This window comes from Acutalibacter sp. 1XD8-36, assembly GCF_009917525.1.
Lineage (GTDB): Bacteria > Bacillota > Clostridia > Oscillospirales > Acutalibacteraceae > Acutalibacter.
On sequence record NZ_QZDU01000002.1, the window covers coordinates 221638 to 247482 of the forward strand.

General features: G+C 56.1%; 35 protein-coding genes. 1 reads left to right on the forward strand and 34 read right to left on the reverse strand.

The features are described 5' to 3' along the window. Window positions 1–10: 10 nt before the first annotated feature. From D5270_RS04575 to ruvC, 33 genes are all read right to left on the reverse strand, one after another. The gene (locus D5270_RS04575; protein ID WP_166542973.1) at window positions 11–682 is read right to left on the reverse strand and encodes a Type 1 glutamine amidotransferase-like domain-containing protein; all 672 of its coding nucleotides are present in this window, start codon (window positions 680–682) and stop codon (window positions 11–13) included. Between the two features lies 1 nt (window position 683). Continuing rightward, the gene (locus tag D5270_RS04580) at window positions 684–1277 is read right to left on the reverse strand and encodes a CDP-alcohol phosphatidyltransferase family protein (protein ID WP_166542974.1); all 594 of its coding nucleotides are present in this window, start codon (window positions 1275–1277) and stop codon (window positions 684–686) included. Window positions 1278–1370: 93 nt separating this feature from the next. Beyond that, window positions 1371–2069: a CvpA family protein gene (locus D5270_RS04585; RefSeq protein WP_166542975.1), complete on the reverse strand. Its 699-nt coding sequence runs from the start codon at window positions 2067–2069 to the stop codon at window positions 1371–1373. A gap of 191 nt (window positions 2070–2260) precedes the next feature. Next, on the reverse strand, window positions 2261–3583 hold the full coding sequence (locus D5270_RS04590; RefSeq protein WP_166542976.1) for a DUF5711 family protein: 1323 nt from the start codon (window positions 3581–3583) through the stop codon (window positions 2261–2263). A gap of 25 nt (window positions 3584–3608) precedes the next feature. After that, on the reverse strand, window positions 3609–4346 hold the full coding sequence (gene truA / locus D5270_RS04595; protein ID WP_166542977.1) for a tRNA pseudouridine(38-40) synthase TruA: 738 nt from the start codon (window positions 4344–4346) through the stop codon (window positions 3609–3611). Between the two features lie 8 nt (window positions 4347–4354). Beyond that, entirely contained in the window at window positions 4355–4510 is a 156-nt protein-coding gene (locus tag D5270_RS04600) for a hypothetical protein (RefSeq protein WP_166542978.1), read from the reverse strand. Window positions 4511–4559: 49 nt separating this feature from the next. Then, the gene (locus D5270_RS04605; protein WP_166542979.1) at window positions 4560–4808 is read right to left on the reverse strand and encodes a TfoX/Sxy family DNA transformation protein; all 249 of its coding nucleotides are present in this window, start codon (window positions 4806–4808) and stop codon (window positions 4560–4562) included. A 27-nt stretch (window positions 4809–4835) separates the two neighbouring features. Beyond that, the gene (locus tag D5270_RS04610) at window positions 4836–5552 is read right to left on the reverse strand and encodes a hypothetical protein (RefSeq protein WP_166542980.1); all 717 of its coding nucleotides are present in this window, start codon (window positions 5550–5552) and stop codon (window positions 4836–4838) included. A gap of 10 nt (window positions 5553–5562) precedes the next feature. After that, a complete protein-coding gene (locus D5270_RS04615; protein WP_166542981.1) occupies window positions 5563–6381 on the reverse strand; it encodes an energy-coupling factor transporter transmembrane component T family protein in 819 nt (272 codons plus the stop codon). Beyond that, window positions 6371–7246 carry an energy-coupling factor transporter ATPase gene (locus D5270_RS04620; protein ID WP_166542982.1) on the reverse strand — a complete coding sequence of 292 codons (876 nt, stop codon included), beginning with the start codon at window positions 7244–7246 and terminating at the stop codon, window positions 6371–6373. Before D5270_RS04620 ends, D5270_RS04615 begins: the two co-directional genes overlap by 11 nt. A gap of 13 nt (window positions 7247–7259) precedes the next feature. Continuing rightward, complete coding sequence (locus D5270_RS04625) at window positions 7260–7640, reverse strand: DUF6483 family protein (RefSeq protein ID WP_166542983.1); 381 nt, start codon at window positions 7638–7640, stop codon at window positions 7260–7262. A 12-nt stretch (window positions 7641–7652) separates the two neighbouring features. Continuing rightward, window positions 7653–8555 (reverse strand): NAD-dependent epimerase/dehydratase family protein, encoded by a 903-nt coding sequence (locus D5270_RS04630; protein ID WP_166542984.1) that lies wholly within the window; start codon window positions 8553–8555, stop codon window positions 7653–7655. Further along, window positions 8552–8923, reverse strand: a complete 372-nt coding sequence (locus D5270_RS04635; RefSeq protein WP_166542985.1) for an MmcQ/YjbR family DNA-binding protein — start codon at window positions 8921–8923, stop codon at window positions 8552–8554. The genes D5270_RS04630 and D5270_RS04635 overlap by 4 nt, the downstream gene beginning before the upstream one ends. Beyond that, window positions 8920–9351 carry a GNAT family N-acetyltransferase gene (locus D5270_RS04640; protein WP_166542986.1) on the reverse strand — a complete coding sequence of 144 codons (432 nt, stop codon included), beginning with the start codon at window positions 9349–9351 and terminating at the stop codon, window positions 8920–8922. Before D5270_RS04640 ends, D5270_RS04635 begins: the two co-directional genes overlap by 4 nt. Window positions 9352–9360: 9 nt before the next feature. Next, the gene (locus tag D5270_RS04645) at window positions 9361–9924 is read right to left on the reverse strand and encodes a hypothetical protein (RefSeq protein WP_166542987.1); all 564 of its coding nucleotides are present in this window, start codon (window positions 9922–9924) and stop codon (window positions 9361–9363) included. 18 nt (window positions 9925–9942) lie between these two features. Beyond that, window positions 9943–10848: a YitT family protein gene (locus D5270_RS04650; RefSeq protein WP_207709295.1), complete on the reverse strand. Its 906-nt coding sequence runs from the start codon at window positions 10846–10848 to the stop codon at window positions 9943–9945. A 23-nt stretch (window positions 10849–10871) separates the two neighbouring features. Then, window positions 10872–11717, reverse strand: coding sequence for an energy-coupling factor transporter ATPase (locus tag D5270_RS04655; RefSeq protein WP_166542988.1), 846 nt, complete (start codon window positions 11715–11717; stop codon window positions 10872–10874). Between the two features lie 27 nt (window positions 11718–11744). Then, complete coding sequence (locus D5270_RS04660; protein WP_166542989.1) at window positions 11745–11945, reverse strand: hypothetical protein; 201 nt, start codon at window positions 11943–11945, stop codon at window positions 11745–11747. Window positions 11946–11966: 21 nt separating this feature from the next. Further along, window positions 11967–12173, reverse strand: a complete 207-nt coding sequence (locus D5270_RS04665) for a DUF6199 family natural product biosynthesis protein (protein ID WP_166542990.1) — start codon at window positions 12171–12173, stop codon at window positions 11967–11969. An 18-nt stretch (window positions 12174–12191) separates the two neighbouring features. Beyond that, window positions 12192–12725 carry a DUF3795 domain-containing protein gene (locus D5270_RS04670; RefSeq protein ID WP_166542991.1) on the reverse strand — a complete coding sequence of 178 codons (534 nt, stop codon included), beginning with the start codon at window positions 12723–12725 and terminating at the stop codon, window positions 12192–12194. Between the two features lie 21 nt (window positions 12726–12746). Then, entirely contained in the window at window positions 12747–13115 is a 369-nt protein-coding gene (locus tag D5270_RS04675; protein ID WP_166542992.1) for a hypothetical protein, read from the reverse strand. Continuing rightward, the gene (catA, locus tag D5270_RS04680; RefSeq protein ID WP_166543328.1) at window positions 13109–13762 is read right to left on the reverse strand and encodes a type A chloramphenicol O-acetyltransferase; all 654 of its coding nucleotides are present in this window, start codon (window positions 13760–13762) and stop codon (window positions 13109–13111) included. Before catA ends, D5270_RS04675 begins: the two co-directional genes overlap by 7 nt. Then, window positions 13762–14628, reverse strand: coding sequence for a class I SAM-dependent methyltransferase (locus tag D5270_RS04685; protein WP_166542993.1), 867 nt, complete (start codon window positions 14626–14628; stop codon window positions 13762–13764). The genes catA and D5270_RS04685 overlap by 1 nt, the downstream gene beginning before the upstream one ends. Window positions 14629–14649: 21 nt before the next feature. Then, entirely contained in the window at window positions 14650–15015 is a 366-nt protein-coding gene (locus D5270_RS04690) for a DUF4180 domain-containing protein (RefSeq protein WP_166542994.1), read from the reverse strand. Between the two features lie 16 nt (window positions 15016–15031). Further along, window positions 15032–15511 (reverse strand): 2'-5' RNA ligase family protein, encoded by a 480-nt coding sequence (locus tag D5270_RS04695; RefSeq protein WP_166542995.1) that lies wholly within the window; start codon window positions 15509–15511, stop codon window positions 15032–15034. A gap of 5 nt (window positions 15512–15516) precedes the next feature. After that, the gene (locus D5270_RS04700) at window positions 15517–16455 is read right to left on the reverse strand and encodes a class I SAM-dependent methyltransferase (RefSeq protein ID WP_166542996.1); all 939 of its coding nucleotides are present in this window, start codon (window positions 16453–16455) and stop codon (window positions 15517–15519) included. A 3-nt stretch (window positions 16456–16458) separates the two neighbouring features. After that, window positions 16459–17811, reverse strand: coding sequence for a phosphoglucosamine mutase (gene glmM / locus D5270_RS04705; RefSeq protein ID WP_166542997.1), 1353 nt, complete (start codon window positions 17809–17811; stop codon window positions 16459–16461). Between the two features lie 74 nt (window positions 17812–17885). Further along, a complete protein-coding gene (locus tag D5270_RS04710) occupies window positions 17886–18491 on the reverse strand; it encodes a hypothetical protein (protein WP_166542998.1) in 606 nt (201 codons plus the stop codon). 5 nt (window positions 18492–18496) lie between these two features. Beyond that, window positions 18497–19321: a class I SAM-dependent methyltransferase gene (locus D5270_RS04715; protein ID WP_166542999.1), complete on the reverse strand. Its 825-nt coding sequence runs from the start codon at window positions 19319–19321 to the stop codon at window positions 18497–18499. 6 nt (window positions 19322–19327) lie between these two features. Continuing rightward, window positions 19328–20452: a Holliday junction branch migration DNA helicase RuvB gene (gene ruvB, locus D5270_RS04720; protein WP_207709296.1), complete on the reverse strand. Its 1125-nt coding sequence runs from the start codon at window positions 20450–20452 to the stop codon at window positions 19328–19330. Between the two features lie 5 nt (window positions 20453–20457). After that, complete coding sequence (locus tag D5270_RS04725) at window positions 20458–20961, reverse strand: AAA family ATPase (protein WP_166543000.1); 504 nt, start codon at window positions 20959–20961, stop codon at window positions 20458–20460. Window positions 20962–21006: 45 nt separating this feature from the next. Then, a complete protein-coding gene (ruvA, locus tag D5270_RS04730) occupies window positions 21007–21609 on the reverse strand; it encodes a Holliday junction branch migration protein RuvA (protein WP_166543001.1) in 603 nt (200 codons plus the stop codon). After that, a complete protein-coding gene (gene ruvC / locus D5270_RS04735; RefSeq protein ID WP_166543002.1) occupies window positions 21599–22123 on the reverse strand; it encodes a crossover junction endodeoxyribonuclease RuvC in 525 nt (174 codons plus the stop codon). The genes ruvA and ruvC overlap by 11 nt, the downstream gene beginning before the upstream one ends. Window positions 22124–22257: 134 nt before the next feature. Between ruvC and D5270_RS04740 the strand changes: the two genes are divergently transcribed. After that, on the forward strand, window positions 22258–23610 hold the full coding sequence (locus tag D5270_RS04740) for a PepSY1/2 domain-containing protein (protein WP_166543003.1): 1353 nt from the start codon (window positions 22258–22260) through the stop codon (window positions 23608–23610). Here the strand turns inward: D5270_RS04740 and D5270_RS04745 are convergent. After that, complete coding sequence (locus tag D5270_RS04745; RefSeq protein ID WP_166543004.1) at window positions 23607–25835, reverse strand: DNA gyrase/topoisomerase IV subunit A; 2229 nt, start codon at window positions 25833–25835, stop codon at window positions 23607–23609. The two genes, D5270_RS04740 and D5270_RS04745, sit on opposite strands and share 4 nt — an antisense overlap. Window positions 25836–25845: the final 10 nt, after the last annotated feature.

Here is a 25845-nt window from a genome sequence, read left to right on the forward strand (position 1 = left end):
GCGCCCGTGGTTAATTCTTTCCAGGAATTTTAAGTTTTTCCGGCGAAAAGGGGCTGTATGCGCCCCTCTCTATCCAGTGTATCTGCCCTGTAAAAGATATGCCGCCCTCCTCAACAAATATTGCGCTGTTATCTTCCATGGCGCAGATAGGCAGCTCGTCCGAAATTCTCATAAGGGCCGAGAGCACCCCCTCATATCCGGGCTCAAAATGGGGCTTTACCGTAATGTCAGCCAGTCCCAGCCCTTCATATGGCACCGGCGACTCCTTGGTGTCCAGGGAGCGAAGGGCCATATTTATGGCACCGGCGCTGACTCCCAGCACCACCCCGCCGGATTCCCTCACAGCCTCCGCCAGCCCCATATCCTGTATCATGGAGAGCTGCAGCCCTGGGTGCCCGCCCATTAAAAAAATACAGGAGGCCTCCCTGATTTCCTTCGCAGCTTCACAGGCCTCAGCGCGGCTGTCGATTACCCTATGCCGCCTAAAGTCCATGCCCTGCTCCGTGAACATCTCATACATGCCCTCAAGGTCGCTGTCGTTGCGCTCGTAGTCCTCGGGCCAGGCGCTCACAAAGACTATGCTCTCCCGCTCTGCCAGTTCACTCTTTAATTTTTCTGCAATCTCAAAAGGAAAGTGGTGGCTCGGAAAGCCGCTGAAAAATCCCAGCATCCTCTGCCTCATGCTATTTCTCCCCCTTTTCCTCCGGCTCCCTTAGTATAGCCAGGAATATCTGAAAATACTTCACAGCGGCATAGGCCATCATAATGCCTGTGAGCCCCAGCATCACAAATGCCGCTATATTCTGTTTGTCCGGCCCCATTATACCAAGGCCGTCCAGCAGCACTATTGCGGAAACCGACATATAGAACATCACCGTAGCCACTTTGCCGTACCACTTCGCCGCGCAGGGGCGCTTATGCTTTTTTAGGAGCACTACGGCGCAGCTAAGCATTAAAAGCTCCTTCAGTATAAACAGCAGCAGTAAGGGCCGTATGGACGGAAACCGGATGGCTATGCACAGGGCCACCACGCCCTGGGTCAGCTTATCGGCAAAGGGGTCCAGCATTTTGCCAAGGTCTGTTATCTGGTTGAAGCGCCGGGCTATAAGGCCGTCCAGCATATCCGTAACGCCGGATATCACCAGCGTTGTCACCGCCGCCGGCAAGTTGCCATTAAGATAAAACGCGGCAAATACAGGCACCAGCAGTATGCGCAGGACCGACATCCCGTTGGGCACTGTTATAATACGGCTTGCGTTTGCTTTATTTTGGGGCATTGACTGTCCCCTTTCTCTTCTGTCTTTTCTTTCTTTTCCCAAGTTTTTACTCATTGTCCCGGTTTTATCCAATTCCTGTCTCCTTTTCCCCGCTTACTGGAACATGCCCCTTAGAGGGTTCATATTTACAAGCACTCCTGTGAGCAGCGAGCCGTCCAGCGCCTCCTGCACCTGCTGCTGTGTCCCGGAGTCCAGCATAGGCATGAACACCATGACTCCGGCTACAACTACCCATACGCTCACCATGGCCAATAGGAATCCGAAGACGCCGCCCAACAGGCCGTCCACTTCCTTTAGTATCGGCAGGCGCAGAATATCCCCCACCAACGCCGCCAGAAGCCTTACAATAGTCATGAACAGGAAGAAAAGGACTATTACTGCCAGCACCTTCAGGAAGTTTACAAACACCGGGGAGAGGTAGTCTACTACCATACCCGCCGCGCCGCTGGTCTGGCTGTTTATAGCGTGGCTCACGGTTTCCAGGGTGACCCCCGCTTCCTCCAGGGCGCGCACCAGAAAGTCCGGCAGGGAGGCTAGGACCTGGCTCGCGGCGGCTGCGGCGTTGTCCGCGCCCAGTGTCTGCAGGGAGGAGTTGATTTTTTCTACCATCGCCCCCCGGAACATGGTGTCAAACAGCCACTGGGCCAGGACGCCGCCCAAGGCCGGGGCTAAGAGCGCGGCGATTATTGAGCCCAGAAAACGTACTACCGAGTGGATGAAGCCGCGCTTTACGCCTATAAGTACGCAGAGCAGGCAGATAAGTAAGATTATTCCGTCTAAAATGTAGCCCATGATACTCTCCTTTTTCCTTTTGGGTACTTGTCGGTTTTGATATTATAGCACAAGTTATGGTTTTTCTCAAGTGTAAGACCCTTACAGTTATCTTTCATTATTGGGCGCTTCGCGCTCCTTTGGGACCGTGGGGCGCTGCCCCACACCCTGCAAGGGGGCCCCGCCCCCTTGACCCCTTCGCGCTTCGCGTCTTAGCTTATCTCTGCTGTGCGTATTTCACTTACACCCAGTATGTACGCCCGGCGTTCGCTGCCAAGGGCTATGCCGTTGGCGTCCTCTCCGGCCTCTGTGCGCCCGAGCTCCATGCCGGTGATGTAGTCCAGGAATACGGCCTCTCCTCCCATCAGCACCCCGACCGTCCCGCCGGACGTGGATATGGCCTCAACTCTTGCCTCCATTTCGACCCTCACCGGGTTCTTTTCCCCTATCTTTTCGCCTCCGTTAAACACCAGCAGCGTGCTTGTCCCGCCGTGCTCATAGGCGGATACAGAGAGAAACGCCCGCCCCGAGCTCAAGCTGAACGCCGTGAGCTGCCGCCCCTGATAGCCGTACTCCGAAAATTCATAGCTTCCGGACAGTCCGCATACCAGCGCCGCGTCCCCAACGCCGTATATTGAGCCGTTTTCCGCCCAGTACGCCCCAAAAAGGAAGTTCTCCCTGGTCTCATACTCTGCAACCGGCTCCTCCTGGTTAAAGTCAAAGATGCTGAGCTTTGAGACCATCTCCCCCTTTTCGCTGCGCACGGTGCACACAGCGCCATATGTCCCGTCGTAGTTCATGGCTATTGCCGTGATATAGTCGTTGGAGAACGGGTATTCATACTGCAGGCTGCCGTCGGCCATATAGACCTCCAGCTTGGAGGCTCCGTAGCTGCTCTCCAGCCCCAGGGCAAACCTCCCGCCCGGGCAGATTCCCCCGGCAAGTATATCCGTCTCTGCCGCACCCTCCGCAGCTATCCTGCCCCCGGACAGGGCCATATACCCCTTACTGCCGCTGTTAAAGAGCAGGTAGCGGTTCCCCGCCGAGCGCATTACCGGCGCGCTTAAATTGTGCCGCACGGAGAATTTTTCCGTGCCGGTGCTGTTTATGGCGGTCAGGGCCGTATTGCTGAGGGTCACCACGCCGCCGTCGTAGCTTAGGAAGTTCCCCTCATACACGTTCGCCCCGGTGATGGGCACAGGGAAGCCGTCCCCTATCTCCTCGCCCTTCACCTGTAATTTGACAGACTCCCTTATATTGTCCCAAGTAAGGTGCTCTCGGTTTATCCAGAGGCTGAGTCCTACCACCGCTACGAGCAGCACAAGGCTCACTATATACACGGCCTTTGGCAGCTGCCGGAGCTCACGCCGTTTCTGCCGCTGGGCCTCGCTCTCCTCTTCATCTCCGCTGAAAATATCCTCATACTCCAGCTCCGCCTCGGCCTCCTGGGCCGGCTCGCTTGGGGCCTTCTTCCGGTAATCGTCCAGGTTTATGACCCTGCTCTTCTTCTCTTCGTGCTTCTCGTGCTTCGCCATGAGCCCGCCTCCCTTATGAAAAACCTCAGTAGAACACTTTATTCAGGTACAACCCGCAGGCCGGGGCTGTGGGGCCCGCCTTGGCCCTGTCCCTCGCCTCAAGTATTTGAGGGATATCCCCGGGCAGAAGCTTCCCCTCCTGCACCCGCAGGAGCGTTCCTGCCATAATGCGCACCATATTATAGAGAAAGCCGTCGGCGGCAACGGTGAACACCACCATGTCCCCCCGGCGCTCTACACTTGCCTTAGTGACCGTGCGCACCATATCCCCCAGCTCCCGCTTGTCGAGAGTACAGAAGGAGGTAAAGTCGTGGGCGCCCACATAGTGCCCCGCCGCTTCGTTCAATCGCCCCTCGTCTATAGGGTACCAGTAGTGCAGGGCCCTTCCCCTCAGAAAGGGCTCCCGCACAGGATTATTCCATATCTCGTAGCTGTACTCCTTGCCCTTGCAGCTATACCTGGCGTGAAAGTCCCCGGGTACCTCCCGGCAGGCCTTTACTGCTATGTCCTCCGGCAGCCAGTGGTTTACAGCCGCCACCATCCGCTGAGGGGCAATCGGGCTCTCCGTCTTCACGCTGACGCAGAACTCCCTGGCATGTACCCCCGTGTCCGTGCGGGAACATGCCTTCATGTCCCCTCTTGCCCCGGTCACCTTCCTGAAGGCGTCCTGGAACACCTCCTGGACGGTGATGGCGTTCTCCTGTATCTGCCAGCCGTGGTAGTTTGTTCCGTCGTAGGTTATAGTAAATAGTAAGTTGCGCATATGGACTCCTATCTCAGTATTACGAGGAAGCTGCATTTCCCGCAGCCATCCAGGGCGGTATGCTCACGCTTCACCTCAAGGTCCCGCCGGGGAAGGACCTGCTCCAGGATATACGGCAGTCTCTGCCTGGAGCAGCCGCACAGCATGGGGCTGTCCGACAGCATTATTTTTTGTCCTTCCTCTGGATTTTCCCATTTAGTTTCATTCTGACTGTCACAGCTGCTTGAAGTATTCCTTTAAGCCAGCCCTGCACCCACCGTCCAGTTCCTTTATGTCCACTCCTTGTATTGCGGCCTCAAGATAATAAAGTATCACCACGCAGGTGCCTGGATACCTCTCCTTAAGCCTGGATACGGCCTGCCTGCTTCCAATCTCCCGCAGCTCCTCCGCAGAGTTTATACCGACGGATTTGAGCTTCCTTTCCATGGCCTTCCCGAAGCCCATGGTTTTGAGTTCAGCCATAGTTTTCATCCTCTCAGTTTATTTGGTTTATGCAGGCACAAATATCTGAAATAGCCGCTTTCCTACCGCCTGTTTTTCCACCCTGCGAAAATAGTCCGAGCGGAATTTCTGCCGCCTGTCCGAGCATACTGCCACCACCGAAGTGTCCTTTATTACCGGCAGCAGCCTGTCAAGGAGGCAGAGGGCATCTTCCTGCCCCGCCTGCCATTCCACCAGATTTCCGTAAGGCACGTCGGTAAAAACTATATCCGCCTTGAAGTCCCGTCCCTCCAGCGCACCCGGGGACAGGATATCCGCCTGAAAAACCTTACGCTTTATCTCCCGGGCCGCCCCGGTTACAATACCCAGCAGATTTTCAGCACTCTCCAGTGCCTCCAGGCTGGAGCTTTTGCCATGCAGGTCCCGTAGCCGGCCTAGCTGCTCAATCCGCCGCCCAAGGCCTTCCCGGCACAGCAGCGACAGATTTTCCCGGGCCAGCTCCACCGCTTCGGCGCTTATGTCCGAAGCTGCTATGCTCTCTATCCGCCCATAGTTCAAAAACCCCAGGACTGTCAGCAGGTACCCGCCTCCGCAGCATGGGTCATAGATACATATCTGCTCCGGACTGCCTATGCGCTCCATACACCGGCAGAAAATCTCCTGGGCAAGCCGTACCGGGAAGTTGGGATACCCTGTCCTATGAAGAAGTACCCTTCCGCTGGCGAAATCCTCAAAGTTCCTGTTTTCGCAATACTTATATACCATTTTGCCGCTTTTATCTAACAATGCTGGGCGGCAACACAATATTCAGCGCCATAAATGCCCCCAGCAATAATATTGCGCTCAAAAGCACCATCCAGTCCACAGCGCCGAAATGCAGCTGCTTCATCTTGGTGCGGCCCTCCCCGCCGTTATAGCAGCGGCTCTCCATAGCCGTAGCCAGGTCGAAGGCCCGCCGGAAGGCCGACACAAACAGGGGTATCAGCACCGGCACCAGGGCCTTTATCCGCTGGACTATGCCGCCGCTCTCCATATCGGCGCCCCTGGCCTTCTGGGCACTCATTATCTTGTCGGTCTCCTCCAGCAGCAGGGGCACGAAGCGCAGGGCTATTGTCATCATCATGGCGAACTCGTGCACCGGGACCTTCAGCTTTGCCAAGGGCTTCAGCAGGCGCTCGATGGCGTCGGTGAGCTGGGTGGGGGATGTGGTGAAGGTTAGTACAGAGCTTGCAAGTATCAGGGTTATAATGCGAACTGAGACAAACAGGCTGTTCAGCAGTCCGTTCCTTGTAATTTTGATGAAGCCCCACTGCCAGATAGGGTCCCCCGTGCCGTAGAAGATGTTCAGGACGGCGGTGAAGATTATGATAAACAGTATGGGCTTTAGGCTCTTGAGGTAGAGCTTCAGCGGTATCTTCGACAGGGCCATGCCAAGGATTATATAGCCCACGGCTAAGGCCAGGGAGAAGAAGTTCCCCGCTGAGAATATCAGCACGATGGAGAAAACCGTCAGGCAGATTTTGAGCCGGGGGTCGGCCCGGTGCATAACTGACTTTGCGGGGAAATACTGCCCCAGGGTTATATCAGACAGCATTCTTGTCTCCCCCTCTGCTCTTGAAATATGGTATAAGCTGCTTTACGGCCCTATCCACCGTCAGGGTAGACGGGTCGGCTGGCACGCCAAGCTTTATGAGCTCCTGCATTATCTTGGTTATCTGCGGCACCCTAAGGCCCATGCCCTCAAGCTCCTCCCCATGGGAGAAGACCTCCTTTGTGGGGGCAAGGTACTGCTTATGCCCGCCGCTCATTACCAGGAGCCTGTCTGCGGTGCGCCCGATGTCCTCCATACTGTGGGACACTAAGAGCACGGTATTCCCCCGCTCACGGTGGTACTGGCCTATCTGCGCCAGAAGCACATCCCGGCCCCTGGGGTCCAGGCCCGCAGTGGGCTCGTCCAGTATAAGCACCTCAGGGTCCATGGCTATCACCCCCGCGATAGCCGCCCGCCGCTTCTCCCCGCCCGAGAGCTCGAAGGGGGATTTTGTGAGGAGCTCCTCTTTAAGGCCTGTAAACCGTGCGGCCTCATATGCCCGCTCCCTCGCCTCACCCTCTGAGAGCCCCATATTTTTAGGGCCGAACATGATGTCCTTTATTACGGTCTCCTCAAACAGCTGGTACTCCGGGTACTGGAACACCATCCCCACCCGGAAGCGCACCGAGCGTATCTTCTTGGGCTCCTGCCAGATATCCCTGCCGTCTAAGAGCACCTGGCCCGAGGTGGGGCGAATCAGGCCGTTGAGGGTCTGTATAAGAGTGGACTTGCCGCTGCCGGTGTGCCCGATAACGCCTATGAACTCCCCCTTCTCAATGGACAGCGAGACGTCCTCTACAGCCACCTTCTCGAAGGGAGTGCCCTGACCGTAGATGTAGGTTAGGTTTTTGGTTTCTATGATTGGCATTTTCTACACCTGCCTATAAATCTGATAATAGCATTTCTGATAGGTCCGAAAGGCCGTACCTGTCCATCGTCCGGCCTATGCCAGCTCTGATTTTCTCTCTGCTGAATCTGCAGGTCTCCAAAAAGCTGTCCGTCTTCCCGTTAAGGTGCGAATAGAACAGGAGCTCAAGCATCAGGCTGCTCTTACCGCCTTCTATCAGCCCCTCAAGACTATTTTCCGCTTCCAGCACACGCCCTCTGTCCGCAAGCTTTATAAGCTCCTCTAAAAGAGCCCGTTCCTCTCTGCTTTCCATAAGCTGAGCAGATGGTGAGTCTGCCTCTATATTGAAAATAAGCTTCAGGACAGTGCGCACTATCTCTTTAATCTGCCGCATGATGTAGTCTTGTTCAAGCATAAGCTGGCTCCTTTACCCATTCAGATTACTGTCTATAAACTCAAAATAGGGCTTCTTATTCACCTTATCCCCATTCTCCCTGTACCACTCCCAGGCCTCCTTAATACCTGTCTCAAGGTCCGTAACACTGTCCATCAGCTCGTACTGCCTCGTGACATCCAGGCGGTACTCATAATCATAGAAGCTGAAATAGCTCCTCTGTTCCACGTCACCATGGACCTCTACAAACTCCGGCTCCCTGCCAAGAGCCCTGTAGCAGAGCTCTGCCCACTCCCTGAGGGTGACCGTGTCCCTATTGCCCACATTGAAGATGTGCCTTGCCGGGCGCTTCTCCAACAGCGCGTCCATGAACCGGCACAGGTCCCGGATGTGGAAGAACTGGAGCCGCTGGGAGCCGTCCTTGGGGAGATAAAACTTCCTTCCCAGGCTTGCGCAGTCAAAGACGAATGCCTCCCTGTAGACGTTGTCCATGGGCCCGTAGAGGTACGGCGGCCGGAGGATATACGCCCCCGGAGCCCTCTCTGTAAGCGCCCTCTCCGCCTCTATCTTGTCCGTACCGTACCTACCCCAATAGCTGTTGGGGCCAATGGGGGACTCCTCGGCAAAGGGCTGGGGGGCCGTCTCCGGATAGACGGCACTGGAGCTTATCAAGATGTAGTCCCCAAAGCTGCCCAGGGCGTCCAGGAGCAGGTCCACGTCCCGGGCGGTATAGGCGGTGTCTATCACCAGGTCGAAGGTATAGTGGCGCAGTATATCGCCCAGATTGCGGCGGTCGGCCTCTATGAGGGTGGTGCCAATGGGCTGGGGCCTGGTGTTGCGGTTTAGGACGCAGACATCGTCACCTTTTTGGGCGTAGTATTCGGCTATATAGCGGCTTACAAAGACTGTGCCGCCGGTTACGAGTATCTTTTTCATTTTTTCCTCCCCTTCCTCTCCGTCATCTCATAGCTTACATCCAACAGTAGCTTTATCTTCTCCCCCTCCGCACTCCCGTCCAGAGCCACAGATATCCAGTGGGCCTTGCTCATATGGTAGGCGGGGAAAAATCCCGGCTCCATGAGCATTGAGCCCAGCATTATCGGGCCGCATTTCAGGTTCACTATGTCTACGCTCCCGCCCTCCGGCAGACCCAGCCTGTCCCGCCCCACTGTCATGGTGAGAGCGAACCACTTCCTGTTGCTCCTGTGCCGGAACACCGCCGCCTGAGGGGTATCCTCCCAGGGGTAGTCCGGGTCGGTATTGTAGGTTTCCCCAATGTACTTTTCAAGCTCTGCTCTTGTCATGATAAGCACTTCTCCATCTGAATATACTGCCCCTCCCGGTGCGTGACCACATAGCCGCTCCTGCGGTAGAGAGTCACGGCGGGCTCCAGGGCGCTGTTGGTGTCCAGGGCTATCCTGGTGCAGCCCTGCTCCCGGGCATAGTCCTCCACTGTACGCAGGAGCTCCCTTGATATGCCCCGCCCCCGGTACTTTGGGCGAATAAACACCCGCTTTATCTCACATACCCCTTCTGAGCGCTCCCGGTATGCCGCGCAGCCTGCTGGCTGTCCGTCCAGGTACACTATCCAGGCCCGGCCAAGGTGCTCCTTTTCGCTGTAGGTGGTATAGTATTTCCTGTGCTCGCCCAGGAAGTCCATCATATGGGCGTCGTGCTCTGAAAAGAGCTTCAGAAGCTCCGGGCTTGTAAGTTCTGCGGGTCTTATGTCCATATTCCCCTCCTAAATCCTGTTCTCCCCCGGCACATATCTTTCCAGCATATCCTCTATGCCGGTGATTCCCTGCTCCAGCACCCCGCGGTACACATCCATGCTAATGTATTTCCCCTCGCCGTAACCGTAAAGTCCCCGCCTAAGAAGCTCCTGCTTTATCCTGATTATGTTCTCCCTGGCCCCGGGAATTTCGGCTGTCCGGGCCGCTATGCCGTCGCAGTAGCTCTCGGCTTTGCCTATAGTCTCCCTGTCAAAAAACCACAAATCAAAATTCCAGAGCTCACCCTCTATCACGGCCTCAGCCCCCTGGAACCATACGGTTTTGCCCTCGTCCGTTACCTCCTCCTTGGCCTCATACCATTTGGGCCGGAAGGTTTTGATTATATAGTCCGTCAGCTCATAGAGCTTTTCAACGGACATATCGGAGTTCTCAATGTCTATGTCCAGGTCGTTCCAGGCCATCATGTCCATTCTGTAGCTGCCGATTATATGGGGCGTGCCTATTTTATTCAGGCGCTCCAAAAGGCCGGTATTGTAAAGTATTATATCAGCGTTTTCTCTTATAGTCCCCATAATAACCCCTCCGGTTTCCTATTCATTTGACGACTCCCTGCTCCCGTGGAGCAAATCCGCCACAGTTGTAATGGTCACGTAGGCGTTGGCGTCCAGCTTATGCACAACGGCCTTGAGCCTTGGTATCTGGAACTGATTCACAACCGCATAGAGCATGGTCTTTTTCTCGCCGGAGTAAAAGCCGTGGGTCTCCCAAACAGTCAGGCCGATTTCAAACAGTGATGACAGCTCGCTGCCCACCTCCTCTGGCTTCCCGGTGATAATCATGGCGGCCTTCTCGGTGTCCAAGCCGTCCACGATAAAGTCAACCGTTTTGGATGAGGAAGCATATGTGACGATTGAGTATAGTGGCAGTATCCAGCTTTTCAGTATCACGCCGCACAGAATATACAGCAGGGCGTTATACACCATCATAAAGGTGCCCACAGTGATTCCCAGGCGCTTTGCGAACACCACCGCCACCACCTCCATGCCGTCCATGGCCCCGCCGTACCGTATGGCAAGGCCGCTGCCCACGCCTGATATCATGCCGCCGAATATGGCGCATAGGAACAAGTCTGTCCCCGCAAGGGGCGAGGCGAAGGCCACGTCAATAGGCAGAATGTCCGTTATCAGCCAGGCCGTGCACGCATATATTCCTACGGCAAAGATGGCGTACAGGGTAAAGAGGGGCCCCTGCCTTTTAAGCCCGAACAGCAGCAGGGGTATATTCAGAATCAGCAGGAACAGCGTAAGGCTGAACTCCGGGGGCGTCAGCTGGCCCAGGAGTATCGACGTGCCGGAAATGCCGCTGTCGTAGAGGTTTACCGGGGCGATGAATATGGTGACGCCGACGGCGTTCACCACTCCGGCAATGAAGAGCATAAACATATTGAAGGGTGAAAAGCCGGAAAACCAGGTGGAAATTTTCTCTTTCAGGGCCATGACGCAGTCCTCCTCTCTCGTATTCACTGTGTTTTCAGCTTGTTTCTAAACAGCTCCAGGCACTCCTCAACAGAGAGCGGCGCTCCCCCCAGGTCTATACCCGCCGCCTTGAGCCTATAGCAGAGCTCCGTGGCCTGGGGCACGTCCAGGGCGTGGCGTTTCAGGCGCTCCACCTGGGCGAAGACCTCCCTTGGCCCTCCGTCCATGAGTATTGAGCCGCTGTCCATCACCACCACGCGCCCTGCTTGTACAGCCTCGTCCATATAGTGGGTTATGAGCACTATGGTGATGCCCTTCTCCATGTTAAGCTTCTTCACAGTTTCCATAACCTCCGTGCGGCCCCTTGGGTCCAGCATAGCGGTGGGCTCATCCAACACAATACAGCGGGTCTCCATGGCGATGACCCCGGCGATAGCCACACGCTGCTTCTGGCCGCCCGAGAGCTTATGTGGCGCATGGGTGCGGTAATGGTACATGTCAACGGCCTTGAGCGCCTCGTCCACCCTTTTTCGTATCTCCAGCGGCGGCACGCCCAGATTCTCCGGCCCGAAGGCCACGTCCTCCTCTACAACCCCCGCCACCAGCTGGTTGTCGGGATTTTGCAAAACGAGGCCTACCCTCCTGCGCACGTCAAGCTGCCTCTGTTCGTCCAGGGTGTCTATGCCGTCCACCAGTATCCGGCCCTCAGAGGGCAGGAGCATACCGTTAAAGAGCTTCGCCACTGTGGACTTGCCGCAGCCGTTATGACCCAGAAGGGCCACGAACTCCCCCTCCTCTATCTTCAGGTCAATGCCGTGAAGCACCTCTTTTTTTCCCGCGTCCTCGGTCTCATAGCTGAAGCGCACCCCTTGGGCCTCTATGAATGACATAGACTTTACCTCCCTTTTCCTTTGCTTTCAGTACCGTATTATGTAGTATATCACATACACCCAGCTGAGCAGCCCATGAAATATGGCCCAGCCCACCGAGTGCCAGTTCACATAGCTTATGACCATGGCAAGGGCGCTTCCAAAGGAAATGCCCGTCTTTATGGTTTTTCCCACCCTATTTGACTTTCTGGCTTCCTGCCCGTCCAAAGTTTTTTCCTGCTCGTCCATGATTATCTCCTTTAAGTATTTTCAGCTCAGCACCGCCAGCGCTATGGCCCCGGCTATACCCACCAGCATGAAAAACCCGCCACCTATGCGGGTGCTCAGGATGTATAAGTCCGAGGGCTCGCCTGTGGTGTTACTCTTCCAGCTTTCGGTGACTTTATAGATGATTTCGGGTTTTATTAGCATTACTGCCCCGGCTATGGATATTGCTATAGCTAAAAGAATGTACATTTCATTTTCTCCCGCCTATTACTTTTTCCTTCTCAGCTTCAGGGATACGCCGCTGCGCTCCGCTATCTCGTTCAAGAGGCCCACCGCATAGGCACCCCTCTCTTTTATTGCAGCCGCCTCTCTCCCCTTTAAAAGCTCCTGGACCCCCATAAGGTCCGAGAGCTCCAGAAGGTTTACCGCCACGGAGAAAAAGCTCTTTCTCCGGCCGTCGTTGCAGGTGGAGAGCAGGTATTCTAAAATGCGCGCCTTCTCCTCCTGCACACGGTTATATCCGTCTATGCCCATACTCCGCGCTCTCTCCAGGTCTGCCTTTTGATTTGCGTGGGTTATAAACGAGTCGTACCTGTCAACATCCTCATATTTCCCGCAGGGGTATTCCGGGCACTGGAAGCAGTATTCAACACCTCCATGCTCCAGGCTGCACCGGGCTATTCTGCAGCTCTGGTTCCCATTACCGCAGCCGCCGCAGTGTCCTCCAAGCTTCATGGTGCATAGGCCGCAGTTAAGTCCGCATAGTGACAAAAGCTGGTTTTCCCTCTCAAAGCCCTTCATAAATATCCGTCCTAAAAGCCGTTATTTTTTCCTCTTTATCTTCTTCCAGGAAGCATACGCTCCCGACCCCAGAAAGTCCAAAAACATCACGATATACATTGGCAGCATGGGCACATGGATGAGTTGTCCCTGCACTGTGCGCTCAAGGGCAGAATACAGCATGGCGCAGATTAAAGCCGCCAGCATAAACCATATCATGGGCCTAAGTTCTGCAGGCTTTCCTGTACAGTGCTCCTTCGTGACCATGGACATAAAGAGCCCCATGGCTATGGTAATCCCCACCACCGCCCAGGTGATGTACTGCCCAAGCCCCCCTCCGGCCCAGGCCCATTCGTATATCATGGACGCCGCCCAGCCTAGCCCCAAAGCGGCACAGGTCCATTTCAGCATAGCTTCCCCCTCCCTTCATGCTTGGGCCAGGCCTCCAGCTTTTCTTGAAGTGCGCCCAGAAAGCAGCTAAGATGATATCCGTCACATACAGCGTGGTGCACCTGTACTGCCAGCGGCATAAAGCAGCGGCCGTTTTCTTCGCGGTATCTGCCCATTGTGAAGATAGGCAGGAAATATTTATAGTCCGGCGTATTAAGCTGGAAGCTCTCGAAGCCTGCCCATGGTATCATAGAAATATTGACTCTGTTCTCCGGCATTCCGGGCTTTGGAATGAAGCCCTCTGCTTTTCCGTATTGCCCCATATCCTCATTATACCTCTGGAGGAATTCTCCGTAATCCTCTGAATACTCCGTCCAGATACAGGAAAAGGTTTCAGTCTCCTTGTGGAATATTGTGTAGCTTGGGGGCAGCGTTTGATATACCACGAGCTTTCCGTCCCGGCGTAAGGCCGTGCGGAACTGCTCAAACTCCGCGGCGGTTTTACTCAGAAGGTAGAGCATCGCTGGATAAAGCCGGGCCCCGCCCCTTCTTAGACCTGTAATGTCCAGCTTTACCGTCATACTGTATGTGCACGGGACGGCAGAGGTATAGTGCTCAAAATACTCTTTGCGGCCCCAGGACTCCAAATCTATCTCCCTGTATTCCATCACGCTTCCCCCTGCCATATAGCCGTGTTCCCGCAGGGCAGCACCATGCCGCTGTCCGTTACCGGCAGGCCTATCTCGTCGGCAGAGACCGTCCCGCCCAGTTTCGGCGTCATCAGCACCTTCAGCAGGTACTCCATTACCGCCGGGGAGAGGCCTGTGGTGTATGAGTTCAGCACCAGGAAAAGGGGCTCCTTTGACATTACCGAGAGGCATAGGCGCAAGAGGCCGTCAAGCTGCTCCTCCAGCTTCCAGACCTCCCCGCCGGGGCCCCTTCCATAGGAGGGCGGGTCCATGATTATGCCGTCGTAGGTGTTCCCCCGGCGCTGCTCCCTCCCCACAAATTTCACGCAGTCGTCTACGAGCCAGCGCACAGGCCTGTCTGACAGCCCCGAGGCGGCGGCGTTCTCCTTGGCCCACTGGACCATGCCCTTTGAGGCGTCCACGTGGGTGACCGACGCCCCGGCCTTCAGGCAGGCCAGGGTTGCCGCCCCTGTGTAGCCAAAGAGGTTCAGCACCTTCACAGGCCTGTTTGCCCTCCCGATAAGCTCTGTCACCAGGTCCCAGTTCACCGCCTGCTCCGGGAAGAGTCCGGTGTGCTTAAAGCCCATTGGCTTTAGCCGGAAGGTGAGCCCGTTCCGGATGACGGGCCATACGTCGGGCATTTTCTTATAGGGCTCCCAGTGCCCGCCGCCCTTATTTGAGCGGTGGTACCTGGCGTGGGCGGTATGCCAGCGGGGGTCTCTCCTCTCGCTCTCCCAGATTATCTGAGGGTCCGGGCGAATGAGCAGGATATCTCCCCAGCGCTCCAGCCTCTCCCCTGAGGATGTGTCTATCAGTTCGTAGTCCTGCCAGTTTGATGTTCTCATGTTTTCCTCTCCCGCCGGGGCTTACACAGCCCGGGCCAGCCTGGACACAGCCTCCTCCTTCGTGCCCACGAAGAAGAAGTCTTTCCCGTTATTTGATTCGTATATAAAATCGTGGAGCGGCTTGCTGGTATAGCGGGAGAAGTCCCCCCAAACCGCCATTTTTATTCCGTAATTGATGTATTTCTGCAATATATCCCCTGCAAGCCCGCTGCTGAGGATAAAGAATTCCTCTGGCAGCAGCTTCTTCGGGAGAGCGATACGCTCCGCCCCGGTCTCGTACTTCACCGTTACAGCCAGGTCCAGGGCGTCCTGCGGGCTGACTATTTTTTCAGTGTTATTCACAACCGCTACTGTTATGCCGTTTTCTGTTATTATTTCTGTCTCCATTTATTTTGTCTCCGTTTCACTTTAAATTCTTTTCTAAAAGCTTTTGCGCCGGGAAGAACTCATACAGCGCGGCACGCTCTATCCTTCCGGAAAACCGGCGGAACTTCTCTCCCAGCAGCTCCATTGCTTTAAGGGTGTTCTCCCTTTCGTCTATAAGCATGGTGGTGTGGGCCGTCCAGCCCTTTTCATCGCTGAACGCCTCCTTCAGCGCCAGCAGCTCCCCGCAAACATCCGGGGCAATGAACAGCACCTGCTGGCCCTCAAACATGCCTATATGGTTGAAGTACACCTCCATAGGCCCTGCTTTAAGGCCATTTAACTTATTTTCAAGCTCCTCCCGCCGCTCAAGCGGGAAGGTGCCAAGGGTCACATGAAAGGGTATGCCCATAGTCTGGCGGCCTTTGAAGCCTGCCTGCAGTATTGAGTCCTGGTATTCCGCAAGCGCCCGCTGGGTATCGCCGTCATATATGCCCAGCACGCATAAAAATTTATCCATACCTTTCACCTTTCCGCCGAGGCAAACAGATTATCCTTGCCCATGCCAATCACATGGGGCTCCTGGTCATACTCATAGCAGAAATCCAGGAAGTCCCGCTTCTGCCGGGGGTCGCCCATTATCTTTTGCAGTATCTCATGGGGCACCGTCCGGGCAAAGGCCCCCGGCCCCGCCATGCGGATATCCCTAAGGCCCAGGCGCTCCAGTATCCCCCGCAGCTCCCCGGGCATAAAGCCGTAGGTGATGCACCAGGGCGCGCCGCCCATATCATACTCGGCTATCTCCTCTTCGCCGCCCATAACGCCGTCCTTCATGAACTTCCGGGCGGCTGATACGTCAAAGCGAAAGCTGTCTGTCATCTCATCTCTATGGTCTATGCACCAGCGCACAAACGGGTCGGCGCTGCCGTCGTCTAAAACAAACTGGCTTTTCTGGATGGGGTTGCTGAGGTATGGCAGCATTCCAAGCCTTGAGGAAACGCTGAGCAGAAGCCTCTTTCCGCATATCCTGGCAAGCTCCCCTATCACTCTCTCCTGGCTTGGCCAGGTGTACGACACAGGCGCGTCAAAGGAGAGCACCAAGTCAAACTGTCCGTCCTTGTAGGCGCTCAAATCCTCAAGCGCCCCCTGTACGAACTCCATATTGTCCAGCACCCCGGCCTCCTTCGCCAATTCCTTGGCACGCTCTATCATGGGCGCGGATATGTCAAAGTGGGTCACCCGCACGCCCCTCTTAGCCAACAGTATAGAGAAGCGCCCGCTCCCGGCACCGCCGTCAAAAGCAGTCCTTACACCACCGTCCAGGGCCTTCAGCACCTGTCTCTCCAGGTGGTCCTTCTGGACGATATCGTCTATAAACGTCTCCTCCCGGCGGCTCTCAAGCTCCCCCTTGTCGGGCAGGTTCCAAAGCCTTCGGGATATTTTTTCACTATAGCTTTCACTCATTTTTCAGCAGAGCTCCTCGCGTATAACCTTTGCCACGCTCTCGGCAAGCTCCTCAATCTGGGCCTCATCCCGGCCCTCCACCATCACCCGGAGCAGCGGCTCCGTACCGCTGGGGCGCACAATTATCCGCCCGTCGCTTCCAAGGGTGCTGCTCACATTTTCAATAGCCGCCCGCACCCGCTGGTCGGTATAAAACGCCAGCTTGCCCTCTGGAGTCACCTGGATATTCACCATGGTCTGGGGATATCTCTGCATGACTGTGGCAAGGGATGAGAGCTTCGCTTCCCTGCGCCTGAGAAGGCTCAGAAGCTGGCAGGCGGTGAGCTGGCCGTCGCCGGTGGTGGCGAAGTCCCTGAAGATAACGTGTCCGCTCTGCTCGCCGCCGAAGCTGAAGTTGTCAAGGCGCATCTGCTCCAGCACGTACCTGTCGCCCACCTTTGTGGCCTCGAAGCGCATACCGTTGTCCTCACAGAATTTCTGGAAGCCCAGGTTTGTCATAATAGTGCCTACGACCGTATTTTTATTCAGCTTCCCCCGGCTCTTCATGTCCAGGGCGCAGATAGCCATAATAAAGTCGCCGTCCACAAAATTGCCCTTCTCGTCCACCATCAGGCAGCGGTCCGCGTCGCCGTCGAAGGCCACGCCCGCGTCCAGCTCGTGGGTGCGCACATACTCTATAAGTCCCTCCATATGGGTGGAGCCGCAGTTGTGGTTTACGTTAATGCCGTCGGGCTTGTCGTTGAGCATTATGACCTCTGCCCCAAGCTCCGTGAACAGCGCCTCGGCCGTGGCGCTGGCGGAGCCGTTTGCGCTGTCTATAGCTATCTTCATACCGTCCAGGGCAAAGTGCACCGTAGATTTCACGTGCTCAATATAGTCCCGCACAGCTCCCTCGGCCCTTGTGACAGTGCCCAGGCCCTCGTCCTGGGGCAGCTGTCCGGAGATATCTGTCTTGCCCAGGATAATATCCTCTATGCGCTCCTCCAAATCGTCCGGCAGCTTAAAGCCGTCGCCGGAGAAAATCTTTATGCCGTTATACTCAAATGAGTTGTGGGAAGCGGATATCATTATGCCCGCGTCCGCCTTGTACTTCTCCACCAGGTACGCCACCGCCGGGGTTGGAACGACTCCTAGGGTCATTACGCTGGCCCCAATGCTGCAAAGGCCCGCCGCCATAGCGCTCTCCAGCATATCCGAGGAGAGGCGGGTGTCCTTGCCGATTAGCACCCGGGGGTGCAGGTTTGATTTATTCGTCAGCACCTGGGCCGCCGCCCGGCCCAGCTGGGTCGCCAGCTCGCAGGTCAGGTCCTTATTCGCTATGCCGCGTATGCCGTCTGTACCAAAAAGTCTGCCCATTAAAAACACCTTCGCTTTCTAAAAAATTATATTTAATAATATATATGTCGTGATATTCCGGCAGAGGCCGGCTATCAGAGCTTCCCGAGCGCCCAGCGCTCCAGCTCTCGGGCGGCCTCCTGCACCGTCAGCTTCGAGACATCCAGGGTATCATAGTATACCCCCTCTATATTGTCGTGCTCTGAAAAGTACCTGTCATAGTCTACAGAGCCCTGAATCCACTCTGAGTCGGCAATGCCCCGGCCCTCGGTCATGCGCCGCCGGAGCTCAGCTTCCCCCGCCGTCAGGGCCAGCACAAAAATACCGCTGAAAAACCTCGTGCCGTAGGCCTTAGAGAGCATCTGGATATTCCCCGCCCGGCTCCAAACCGCAGGCTTGCCGCACTGCATAACGTCCCGGGAGAAGGACATCATCGCCTCGGTCTGGGCCATATAGTCCCCGGGGGTCTCATGGGGCATAATACTATAGAGCATATCGCTCTCAAGGCACACGAACTCCCGGCTCATTTGCTGTAAATTATGCACCGTAGTGCTCTTGCCCACGCCGCTGGCCCCGGTGACTATAAACAGGGGGAGCCTGAGAAATTCCCAGCTATGGCCGCATTTGGGGCAGGCGATTGTGTTATCTGTAACTGTTTTGTCGGGGCTAAAGTTGCCGCATTCAGGGCATATCTCTACCATATTTATCACTCCGATTTAGTCCTGCGCCCCGCAAAGGCTATCATCTCCGGCAGGGCCGCCGACGGATTTTTATGCCAGTCGTACATCTCGTCCACTTCCTCCCGGCTCACGCTCCGTCCGTTTATCATCTCATCGTTGTCGACAAAGAACGGCCGCTCATAGTCGGGGCTAGGCATAATCTCCTCCATGTGCATAAGGCTTATTCCCGCGTCCAGAATAGGGTTTACGATATCCTGTATGCGCCATGCAAAGTTTACCGTGGTCTCGTCCTCAAAGGGCCCGGTGCTGTCATAGGGCTTCACAACCTTCATATTCTCCCCGAAGGGCCGCTGGAATGGGTGGAGCTCATACATAATGTACACCCCGCCGGGCTTTAGAATCCGGCTGATGTTTTTATACATAGACTCCAGGTCATTGAGCCAGACATGCACGCCGTTGGAGGTGTACACGAAATCATAGGCCCCGGATTCTATGCCCGAGAGCCGCATGGTGTCCTCCTGCTGAAAGATGACCCGCTCAGAAAGCCCCAGCTTCTGGGCGGCTGCCTTTGCCGCCGCCAGCTGATTCCCTGAGATATCACAGGAGGTAACCCGGGCCCCCATCAGTGCGAAAGCCAGCACCGCGTTATTATCCCCGCTGGAGGGCACGCAGACCCGCTTTCCCTGAAGGTCCGGCACATACCTTTTTATCATTGCCCAAACCAACCGGTCAAAGGCGCTCTCAGGCCTTGACTTCAGTCGTTCAAGTATTTTATCCGAAAGATTGAAGGCCTGGTATTTTTCGGAGTATTTCTCCCAGTCCAGCCTGTTCTTTTCCACAACATCCGTCATATTATCTCACTCCAATTTAAGCTGTATTCCGTCCGCGTCGTCCCTTATCCTGGACGGCACCGGCAGGCCCAAATGGGCGCAGGCCGTGGGGGTCACACAGCGCCCCCGGGGTGTGCGGGTCAGAAAGCCTATCTGCATAAGATAGGGCTCGTTCACGTCCAGGAGGGTGACGGCCTCCTCGCCTGTTGCTGCCGCCAGGGTCTCAAGGCCTACGGGCCCGCCGCCGTAGTTTTTGATAATGGCTGTGAGCATGTTGCGGTCGCTCTGGTCAAGGCCGAGCTCGTCTATCTCCATGCGGTCCAGGGCAACCTGGGCAGTATTTAGGGTTATGACCCCGCCGCTCATGACCTCCGCAAAGTCCCGCACCCGCTTTAAAAGCCGGTTGACGATTCGCGGGGTTCCCCTGGAGCGTGAGGCCAGCTCCAGAGCCGCATCCGCGTCAATATCACAGTTCAGTATTTTCGCGCTGCGCTGAACAATAAGCCCCAGCTCCCGGGGGTTGTAGAGCTCCAGTCTCAGCACCACCCCGAAGCGGTCCCTAAGGGGGGCTGAGAGCTGGCCCGCCCTGGTGGTTGCCCCCACCAGGGTAAACTTGGGCAGCGGCAGATGGTACGAAGCCGCCATCTGCCCCTTGCCGGTGATAATGTCCAGGGCAAAGTCCTCCATGGCTGGGTACAGTATCTCCTCCACGGCCCTCGGGAGCCGGTGGACCTCATCGATAAAGAGCACGTCCCCAGGTGACAGGTTTGTCAGCAGCGCCGCCAAATCCCCGGGCTTTTCTATTGCCGGTCCGCTGGTGATTCGCAGGTCTACCCCCATCTCGTTTGCGACTATCCCCGCAAGGGTGGTCTTGCCAAGCCCCGGAGGGCCGTATAGCAGCACATGGTCCAGGCTCTCCTTTCTGGATTTCGCCGCCTCTATATATATTTTCAGGTTCTCCTTCACCTTTTCCTGGCCGATGTACTCCGAGAAGGTCCTGGGTCGCAGAGGATTCTCGGTCTCACTATCGCCTGGGATGTACCCGGTGTCCGTCAGACGGTCCTCTAAGTCCAGCTCGCCGTCCCTCTCGTCCCAGTCGATGCCGTACTGCTCAACGCCTTTCCCACTCTGCCCGCCGCTTTTCTCTATCATCTTTCTCAGACCTCCCCCATCTTTGCAAGCCTCTCTGCCGTCTCGGAAACCGTCAGCTCCGACACGTCCAGCTTTACAGTGTCAAGCTCCTCATACAGCGCAAGCCTCGGTATACTACGCTCAACCGCGTCCGCCTCCCGCAGCCCCTGCTCTATATCCCGGCCCAGCCGCTTTTGGAGCTCGCCTTCACTGCATACCAGCGACACGGCCTTTATACTGCATGAGCCTGTGTCCAGCCTTTCGAGTATACTGTCAATTATCCCCTGCTGGTGCATTACCCAGCAGAATATAATGTTCTCATATTCCGTACAGTGTATGAAATTGTTGAGCACATGGCAGATATTGTCTATCACTATGGCCTTAGTCTCCTCCGTCACCACAAAGGGCTCTGCGTCCCAGCACCAGTCCCCGTCCAGAAATACTGCCTTGGGGAGCAGGCCTTTCAGGCGCTGGCACACAGTGGTTTTGCCCACGCCCATGGTGCCGCCTATCAGGTATAGATTTTTCATGGATGAGCCTCCAAAACTTATCCTATCAGTAGGATAACCTACCCTTTACCTGCTTCCAAAGGATTTCAGCGCCAGCCTGATAAGCTCCTCTGCAGGCAGCGAGCTGTCCAAGCGCCCCACTGCCGCCGCAGCCTCAGAGGGCGAGTACCCAAGGGTCACAAGAGCCTCAGCCGCCTGGGCCGCATTGCCGGCGGCTGACGGTCCTCCGGGCTCTATACCGCCAAGGTCCGTACCGGCAAAGCTCAGGCCCTTCACCTTGTCCTTCAGCTCCAGCACTATCCGCTGGGCTAGCTTGGCTCCAACGCCGTTGGCCCTGGTGAAACGCTTCGCGTCCCCTGCCGCCGCCGCGAGAGCCACGTCCTCTGGGGCCATCTCAGAGAGTATGGCAAGGGCCGCCTTTGGGCCCACGCCGCTGATGGCGGTCAAAAGCTTATAGCAGTTGAGCTCCCCCATAGTGTAGAAGCCGTACAAATCCAAGGCGTCCTCGCGCACGTTTAAGTAGGTGTAAAGCGTGGCCTTGCTGCCGGTCCTGGGCAGGGCCCTAAGGGTGCCCATAGAGGTGAGGCACTTAAAGGCCACGCCCCCCACATCGATAACAGCCACGCCCGGCTCTGTATGGGACACTGTCCCGGTTAAGCTATAGAACATTGGATATCCCTCCGTTTATTTTTATCAGCTTCCGGCGCACATTGGAGCCGGCCGCCTGACCGTGGCATATAGCCAGGGCCAGCGCGTCGGCGGCGTCGTCGGGCTTTGGTATGCCCGGCAGCCCCAGCAGCCTTGCCGCCATCTCCTGGACCTGGCGCTTCTGCGCCTTGCCGTAGCCGGTTACAGACTGCTTCACCTGCATAGGGGTGTACTCATATAATGGCACCCCCGCCTGGGCCAGGGTCAGAAGTATCACTCCCCTGGCCTCGGCAACTCCTATTCCGGTGGTCTTATTATTGGTAAAGTACAGCTTCTCCACCGCCGCGGCCTGGGGCCTTAGGGCGGCGATAAGCTCTGTCATGCCCTCGTATATCTCCTTCAGGCGCAGGCCGAAGTCGTCACCGGCCCTGGTCGTCACCGCGCCGTATTCTATGGTCTCATAGCGGCCTGCCGCCACCCTGACCGCCCCGTAGCCCACAATGGCGTAGCCGGGGTCAATTCCTAAAATACGCATATTTCTCTCCTTGAAAAATTGCTTATCCTGTATTATACCATAGATATTATTTCCAGTCAAAAAAATTTGCTTTGCCGCATTATCATGGCGCCAAAAGGGAAAATAAAGGCAGAAAACATAAGGAGGGCACGTCTATGAAAATCCGGTGGAAGGTCCGGCTTATCACCTTTTCCGCAGCTGCCCTGGCTGTTATCGGGGGCTTCTGGCTGGACTCAAGCCTCAGTTTGGATTCTGCCAGAACAAGGCTTGAGCATGTATACCTGCGCTCCCTTGGGGACCTCACTGACTATGTGTCCGGCATACGGACCGCCCTGCACAAATCCATGTATGCAGGCTCCCCCGCCACGCGCAGCGCACTCTCCGCAGAGCTCCTTGCCCAGGCAGGAGGGGCCAAGTCAGCCATGTCCGCGCTGCCCTTTTCACAGGAGAAGACCGAGCGTTTCAACCGCTTCCTCTCCCAGGCCGGGGATTATGCCATGTCCCTCTCCCGCAGGACCCTCTCCGGGGATGAAATATCCGGCTCGGACCTTGATAACCTGAGAATGCTCGGGGAGTACGCGGACAAGCTTATTATGGCGCTCACGAGCCTTCAGGCCAGGCTGACGGCTGAGGGGGACAGCATAGTTCAGAATGTGCATATGCTGAACAATCTTGACGAGATAGATGCTCTGGCTGTTTTAGACGACGACTTCGACGAGGTTGCCCAGGAATTCGCTGCATTTCCCGCCCTTCTGTACGACGGCCCCTTCTCCGACCATATCTCCCGCCTAGAACCTCTTGCCATAAAGAACCTTGAGGGCGTGACCCAGGAACAGGCCCTGCTTGAGGCCGCAGAATTTCTCGGCTGCCCGGAAGACTCTCTAAGCTTCACCGGCGAGGGCGGCGGGAATCTCCCTGTCTACTCCTTCAGCACGGAGGACTCCATGGTGAACATCACCCGCCAGGGCGGAAGGCCTGTATACTATAAAAAATCCGGCGGCATTTCTGCCGCCAGACTCACTACAGACCAGGCCTGCCGTGCCGCCGGGGAGTACCTGGCCGGCCTTGGGTATGGCCCCATGGAGCTCAGCTACTTCCTGGTAAACGACAATATGGCAAGCTTTAATTTTCACGTCTCCCTCAAAACCGAGGACGGACAGCCAGTTATCTGCTACCCTGACCTTCTGAAAGTCACTATTGAGCTTGAGAAGGGCGGGACCATCGAATTTGACTCCGCAGGGTATGTGATGAACAATCACCAGAGGAAAATCCCGGCGCCCAGGGTTTCCCTTGAGGAGGCAAAAGAGGCTCTGAGCCCTGTGCTCCAGGCGGAGAGCTGGCGGCTGGCTATAATCCCCACCCCGGGCCTTGAGGAAATGCTCTGCTGGGAGCTCCACTGTACCGCCGCAGACGGTCAGGAGGTGCTGAGCTTCGTGAACGCCGAAACCGGGCTAGAGGAGCAGCTCTATATCCTGCAAAAGGACGAGCACGGCACCCTTGCCAATTAGAACTTCATCTGCTCCCCGGCCTCCTCCTCGTTAGGGAGGGAACCTGCTGCGGGGAGCTTTTTCTTGTATCTGGCCTCATTCTTCAGCATCCCCTCAAAATAGAGCTCCGCGCTCATAACCCGCTGGCCCTTCTTCAGGCTCATGGCCTGGACCCCCTGGGTGTTCTTCGTGGACTTGGAGGCTATCTGCCCGGTGTGGAACAGCAGTAGCCTGCCTGTGCTGGCTGTGAGCAGCACCATACCGTCCTCGGGAAGCTGTATTGCCGCGACTATCGGCGACTTATCACTATAGGCGCTGATAAGCTTTTTGCGGTTTGTCTTGGTCTGGTAGGCGCTCATGTCAACTTTTGCCGCCTTGCCGTTCTCAAAGACAAAGAGCATATACCCTGAGAAGTCCGTGGTATAGGCCATATAGACAGCCCTCTCACCCTCGTCCATCTGGAGCTTGGCGGGGATATAGTCTCCGAGAACACTGGCCTTGCTGTCGTCAAAGTCAAAGGCCCTGGCCTTATACACTTGGCACCTGTCCGAGAAGAACAGCAGCTCCCCGCTGTTCTGGCCCTCAAGCTGCTGGGAGAGCCCGTCACCCTCCTTTAGCTTCTGCTCGCCGCTCATGCGCAGGGACTGGGGGGTTATCTTCTTGAAGTAGCCCTCCCTTGTGAAGAACAGGTTCACCGGATAGTCTGGCACCTCCTCGGTGATAACCGCCTCCTCTATCTCGTCGGCATATAGCAGGATGGTCTTGCGGGGCTGGCCGTAGGTCTTCGCTACAGCCTCAAGCTCCTTAATAATAATATTCTGTATCTTTGCCTTTGAGCCAAGTATGCCCTCAAGCTGGGCTATGTCCTTCTCAAGCTGCCCTGTCTCTTCCGTGCGCTTTAGGATATACTCCCGGTTTAAGTGCCTTAGGCGTATCTCCGCAACATACTCCGCCTGGACCTCGTCAATGCCAAAGCCTATCATCAGGTTTGGGACGACCTCGGCCTCCTCGTCCGTCTCCCGGACGATTTTTATGGCCTTGTCTATGTCCAGCAGTATGGCGGCAAGGCCTCTGAGCAGGTGCAGCTTTTCCTTCTTTTTAGTCAGGTCAAAGAAGGTCCTCCTGCGCACACATTCAACCCTGAAGGCTGTCCACTCCTCCAGCAGCTCCCGCACGCCCATCACCCTTGGCACCCCGGCTACAAGCACGTTGAAGTTGCAGGCGAAGCTGTCCTCAAGGGTGGTGAGCTTAAAGAGCTTCTGCATGAGCTTATCGGGGTCCACGCCGCGCTTTAGGTCGATGGTAATCTTCATGCCGGTGAGGTCGGTCTCGTCCCGGACGTCCGCCACCTCCCTGAGCTTATTGCCCTTTGCAAGCTCGATTATCTTCTCGACTATCACCTCTACATTGGTGGAGGGCGGTATCTGGGTCACGTCAATGCAGTTTGCGCTCTTATCATAGCTCCACCTGCTGCGCACCCTGAAGCTGCCGCGGCCCGTACTGTAAATCTTCTCCATCTGGGCCCGGTCAAAGACCAGCTGACCCCCGCCGGGGAAGTCCGGGGCCTGGAGAGTGGCAAAAAGGTCTGCCTGGGGGTCACGCATAAGGGCTATGGTGGTCATACATATCTCGGAGAGGTTGAAGGAGCAGATATTGCAGGCCATGCCAACGGCAATGCCAGTGCTGGGGTTCGTGAGTATGGTGGGAAAGCTTGCGGGGAGCAGCAGGGGCTCCTTCATGGTGCTGTCGTAATTGTCCACAAAATCCACAGTGTCCCGGTCGATATCGTTAAAAAACTCCCTGCATATGCCGTCGAGCTTCGCCTCGGTATATCTGGGCGCGGCCCAGGCCATATCTCTGGAGTAGGCCTTGCCGAAGTTTCCCTTTGAGTCCACATAGGGGTGCAAGAGGGCGTCATAGCCCCGGCTAAGCCTCACCATGGTGTCATAGATAGGCCCGTCTCCGTGGGGGTTAAGTTTCATGGTCTGGCCCACTATATTGGCGCTCTTGGTACGGGCTCCGGTCAAAAGCCCCATCTTGTACATGGTATACAGGAGCTTTCTCTGGGAGGGCTTTAAGCCGTCTATCTCCGGCAGGGCGCGGCTTAAAATAACGCTCATGGCGTAGGGCATATAGTTTTTCCGAAGGGTATCCCCCACGTCCTGCTCAACTATCTCCCCCGCCCCGGCGATATAGCCCTGGACACGTCCGGTCTTCTTAGTGGGGCGCTTTTCTTTTTTTGGCATGTTTATCACC

Excerpts from the sequence above, each read along its gene's own strand:
- D5270_RS04575 (WP_166542973.1), bottom strand. The coding sequence starts at position 682 with ATGAGGCAGAGGATGCTGGGATTTTTCAGCGGCTTTCCGAGCCACCAC.
- D5270_RS04580 (WP_166542974.1), bottom strand. The coding sequence starts at position 1,277 with ATGCCCCAAAATAAAGCAAACGCAAGCCGTATTATAACAGTGCCCAAC.
- D5270_RS04585 (WP_166542975.1), bottom strand. The coding sequence starts at position 2,069 with ATGGGCTACATTTTAGACGGAATAATCTTACTTATCTGCCTGCTCTGC.
- D5270_RS04590 (WP_166542976.1), bottom strand. The coding sequence starts at position 3,583 with ATGGCGAAGCACGAGAAGCACGAAGAGAAGAAGAGCAGGGTCATAAAC.
- truA (WP_166542977.1), bottom strand. The coding sequence starts at position 4,346 with ATGCGCAACTTACTATTTACTATAACCTACGACGGAACAAACTACCAC.
- D5270_RS04600 (WP_166542978.1), bottom strand. The coding sequence starts at position 4,510 with ATGCTGTCGGACAGCCCCATGCTGTGCGGCTGCTCCAGGCAGAGACTG.
- D5270_RS04605 (WP_166542979.1), bottom strand. The coding sequence starts at position 4,808 with ATGGCTGAACTCAAAACCATGGGCTTCGGGAAGGCCATGGAAAGGAAG.
- D5270_RS04610 (WP_166542980.1), bottom strand. The coding sequence starts at position 5,552 with ATGGTATATAAGTATTGCGAAAACAGGAACTTTGAGGATTTCGCCAGC.
- D5270_RS04615 (WP_166542981.1), bottom strand. The coding sequence starts at position 6,381 with ATGCTGTCTGATATAACCCTGGGGCAGTATTTCCCCGCAAAGTCAGTT.
- D5270_RS04620 (WP_166542982.1), bottom strand. The coding sequence starts at position 7,246 with ATGCCAATCATAGAAACCAAAAACCTAACCTACATCTACGGTCAGGGC.
- D5270_RS04625 (WP_166542983.1), bottom strand. The coding sequence starts at position 7,640 with ATGCTTGAACAAGACTACATCATGCGGCAGATTAAAGAGATAGTGCGC.
- D5270_RS04630 (WP_166542984.1), bottom strand. The coding sequence starts at position 8,555 with ATGAAAAAGATACTCGTAACCGGCGGCACAGTCTTTGTAAGCCGCTAT.
- D5270_RS04635 (WP_166542985.1), bottom strand. The coding sequence starts at position 8,923 with ATGACAAGAGCAGAGCTTGAAAAGTACATTGGGGAAACCTACAATACC.
- D5270_RS04640 (WP_166542986.1), bottom strand. The coding sequence starts at position 9,351 with ATGGACATAAGACCCGCAGAACTTACAAGCCCGGAGCTTCTGAAGCTC.
- D5270_RS04645 (WP_166542987.1), bottom strand. The coding sequence starts at position 9,924 with ATGGGGACTATAAGAGAAAACGCTGATATAATACTTTACAATACCGGC.
- D5270_RS04650 (WP_207709295.1), bottom strand. The coding sequence starts at position 10,848 with ATGGCCCTGAAAGAGAAAATTTCCACCTGGTTTTCCGGCTTTTCACCC.
- D5270_RS04655 (WP_166542988.1), bottom strand. The coding sequence starts at position 11,717 with ATGTCATTCATAGAGGCCCAAGGGGTGCGCTTCAGCTATGAGACCGAG.
- D5270_RS04660 (WP_166542989.1), bottom strand. The coding sequence starts at position 11,945 with ATGGACGAGCAGGAAAAAACTTTGGACGGGCAGGAAGCCAGAAAGTCA.
- D5270_RS04665 (WP_166542990.1), bottom strand. The coding sequence starts at position 12,173 with ATGTACATTCTTTTAGCTATAGCAATATCCATAGCCGGGGCAGTAATG.
- D5270_RS04670 (WP_166542991.1), bottom strand. The coding sequence starts at position 12,725 with ATGAAGGGCTTTGAGAGGGAAAACCAGCTTTTGTCACTATGCGGACTT.
- D5270_RS04675 (WP_166542992.1), bottom strand. The coding sequence starts at position 13,115 with ATGCTGAAATGGACCTGTGCCGCTTTGGGGCTAGGCTGGGCGGCGTCC.
- catA (WP_166543328.1), bottom strand. The coding sequence starts at position 13,762 with ATGGAATACAGGGAGATAGATTTGGAGTCCTGGGGCCGCAAAGAGTAT.
- D5270_RS04685 (WP_166542993.1), bottom strand. The coding sequence starts at position 14,628 with ATGAGAACATCAAACTGGCAGGACTACGAACTGATAGACACATCCTCA.
- D5270_RS04690 (WP_166542994.1), bottom strand. The coding sequence starts at position 15,015 with ATGGAGACAGAAATAATAACAGAAAACGGCATAACAGTAGCGGTTGTG.
- D5270_RS04695 (WP_166542995.1), bottom strand. The coding sequence starts at position 15,511 with ATGGATAAATTTTTATGCGTGCTGGGCATATATGACGGCGATACCCAG.
- D5270_RS04700 (WP_166542996.1), bottom strand. The coding sequence starts at position 16,455 with ATGAGTGAAAGCTATAGTGAAAAAATATCCCGAAGGCTTTGGAACCTG.
- glmM (WP_166542997.1), bottom strand. The coding sequence starts at position 17,811 with ATGGGCAGACTTTTTGGTACAGACGGCATACGCGGCATAGCGAATAAG.
- D5270_RS04710 (WP_166542998.1), bottom strand. The coding sequence starts at position 18,491 with ATGGTAGAGATATGCCCTGAATGCGGCAACTTTAGCCCCGACAAAACA.
- D5270_RS04715 (WP_166542999.1), bottom strand. The coding sequence starts at position 19,321 with ATGACGGATGTTGTGGAAAAGAACAGGCTGGACTGGGAGAAATACTCC.
- ruvB (WP_207709296.1), bottom strand. The coding sequence starts at position 20,452 with ATGATAGAGAAAAGCGGCGGGCAGAGTGGGAAAGGCGTTGAGCAGTAC.
- D5270_RS04725 (WP_166543000.1), bottom strand. The coding sequence starts at position 20,961 with ATGAAAAATCTATACCTGATAGGCGGCACCATGGGCGTGGGCAAAACC.
- ruvA (WP_166543001.1), bottom strand. The coding sequence starts at position 21,609 with ATGTTCTATAGCTTAACCGGGACAGTGTCCCATACAGAGCCGGGCGTG.
- ruvC (WP_166543002.1), bottom strand. The coding sequence starts at position 22,123 with ATGCGTATTTTAGGAATTGACCCCGGCTACGCCATTGTGGGCTACGGG.
- D5270_RS04740 (WP_166543003.1), top strand. The coding sequence starts at position 22,258 with ATGAAAATCCGGTGGAAGGTCCGGCTTATCACCTTTTCCGCAGCTGCC.
- D5270_RS04745 (WP_166543004.1), bottom strand. The coding sequence starts at position 25,835 with ATGCCAAAAAAAGAAAAGCGCCCCACTAAGAAGACCGGACGTGTCCAG.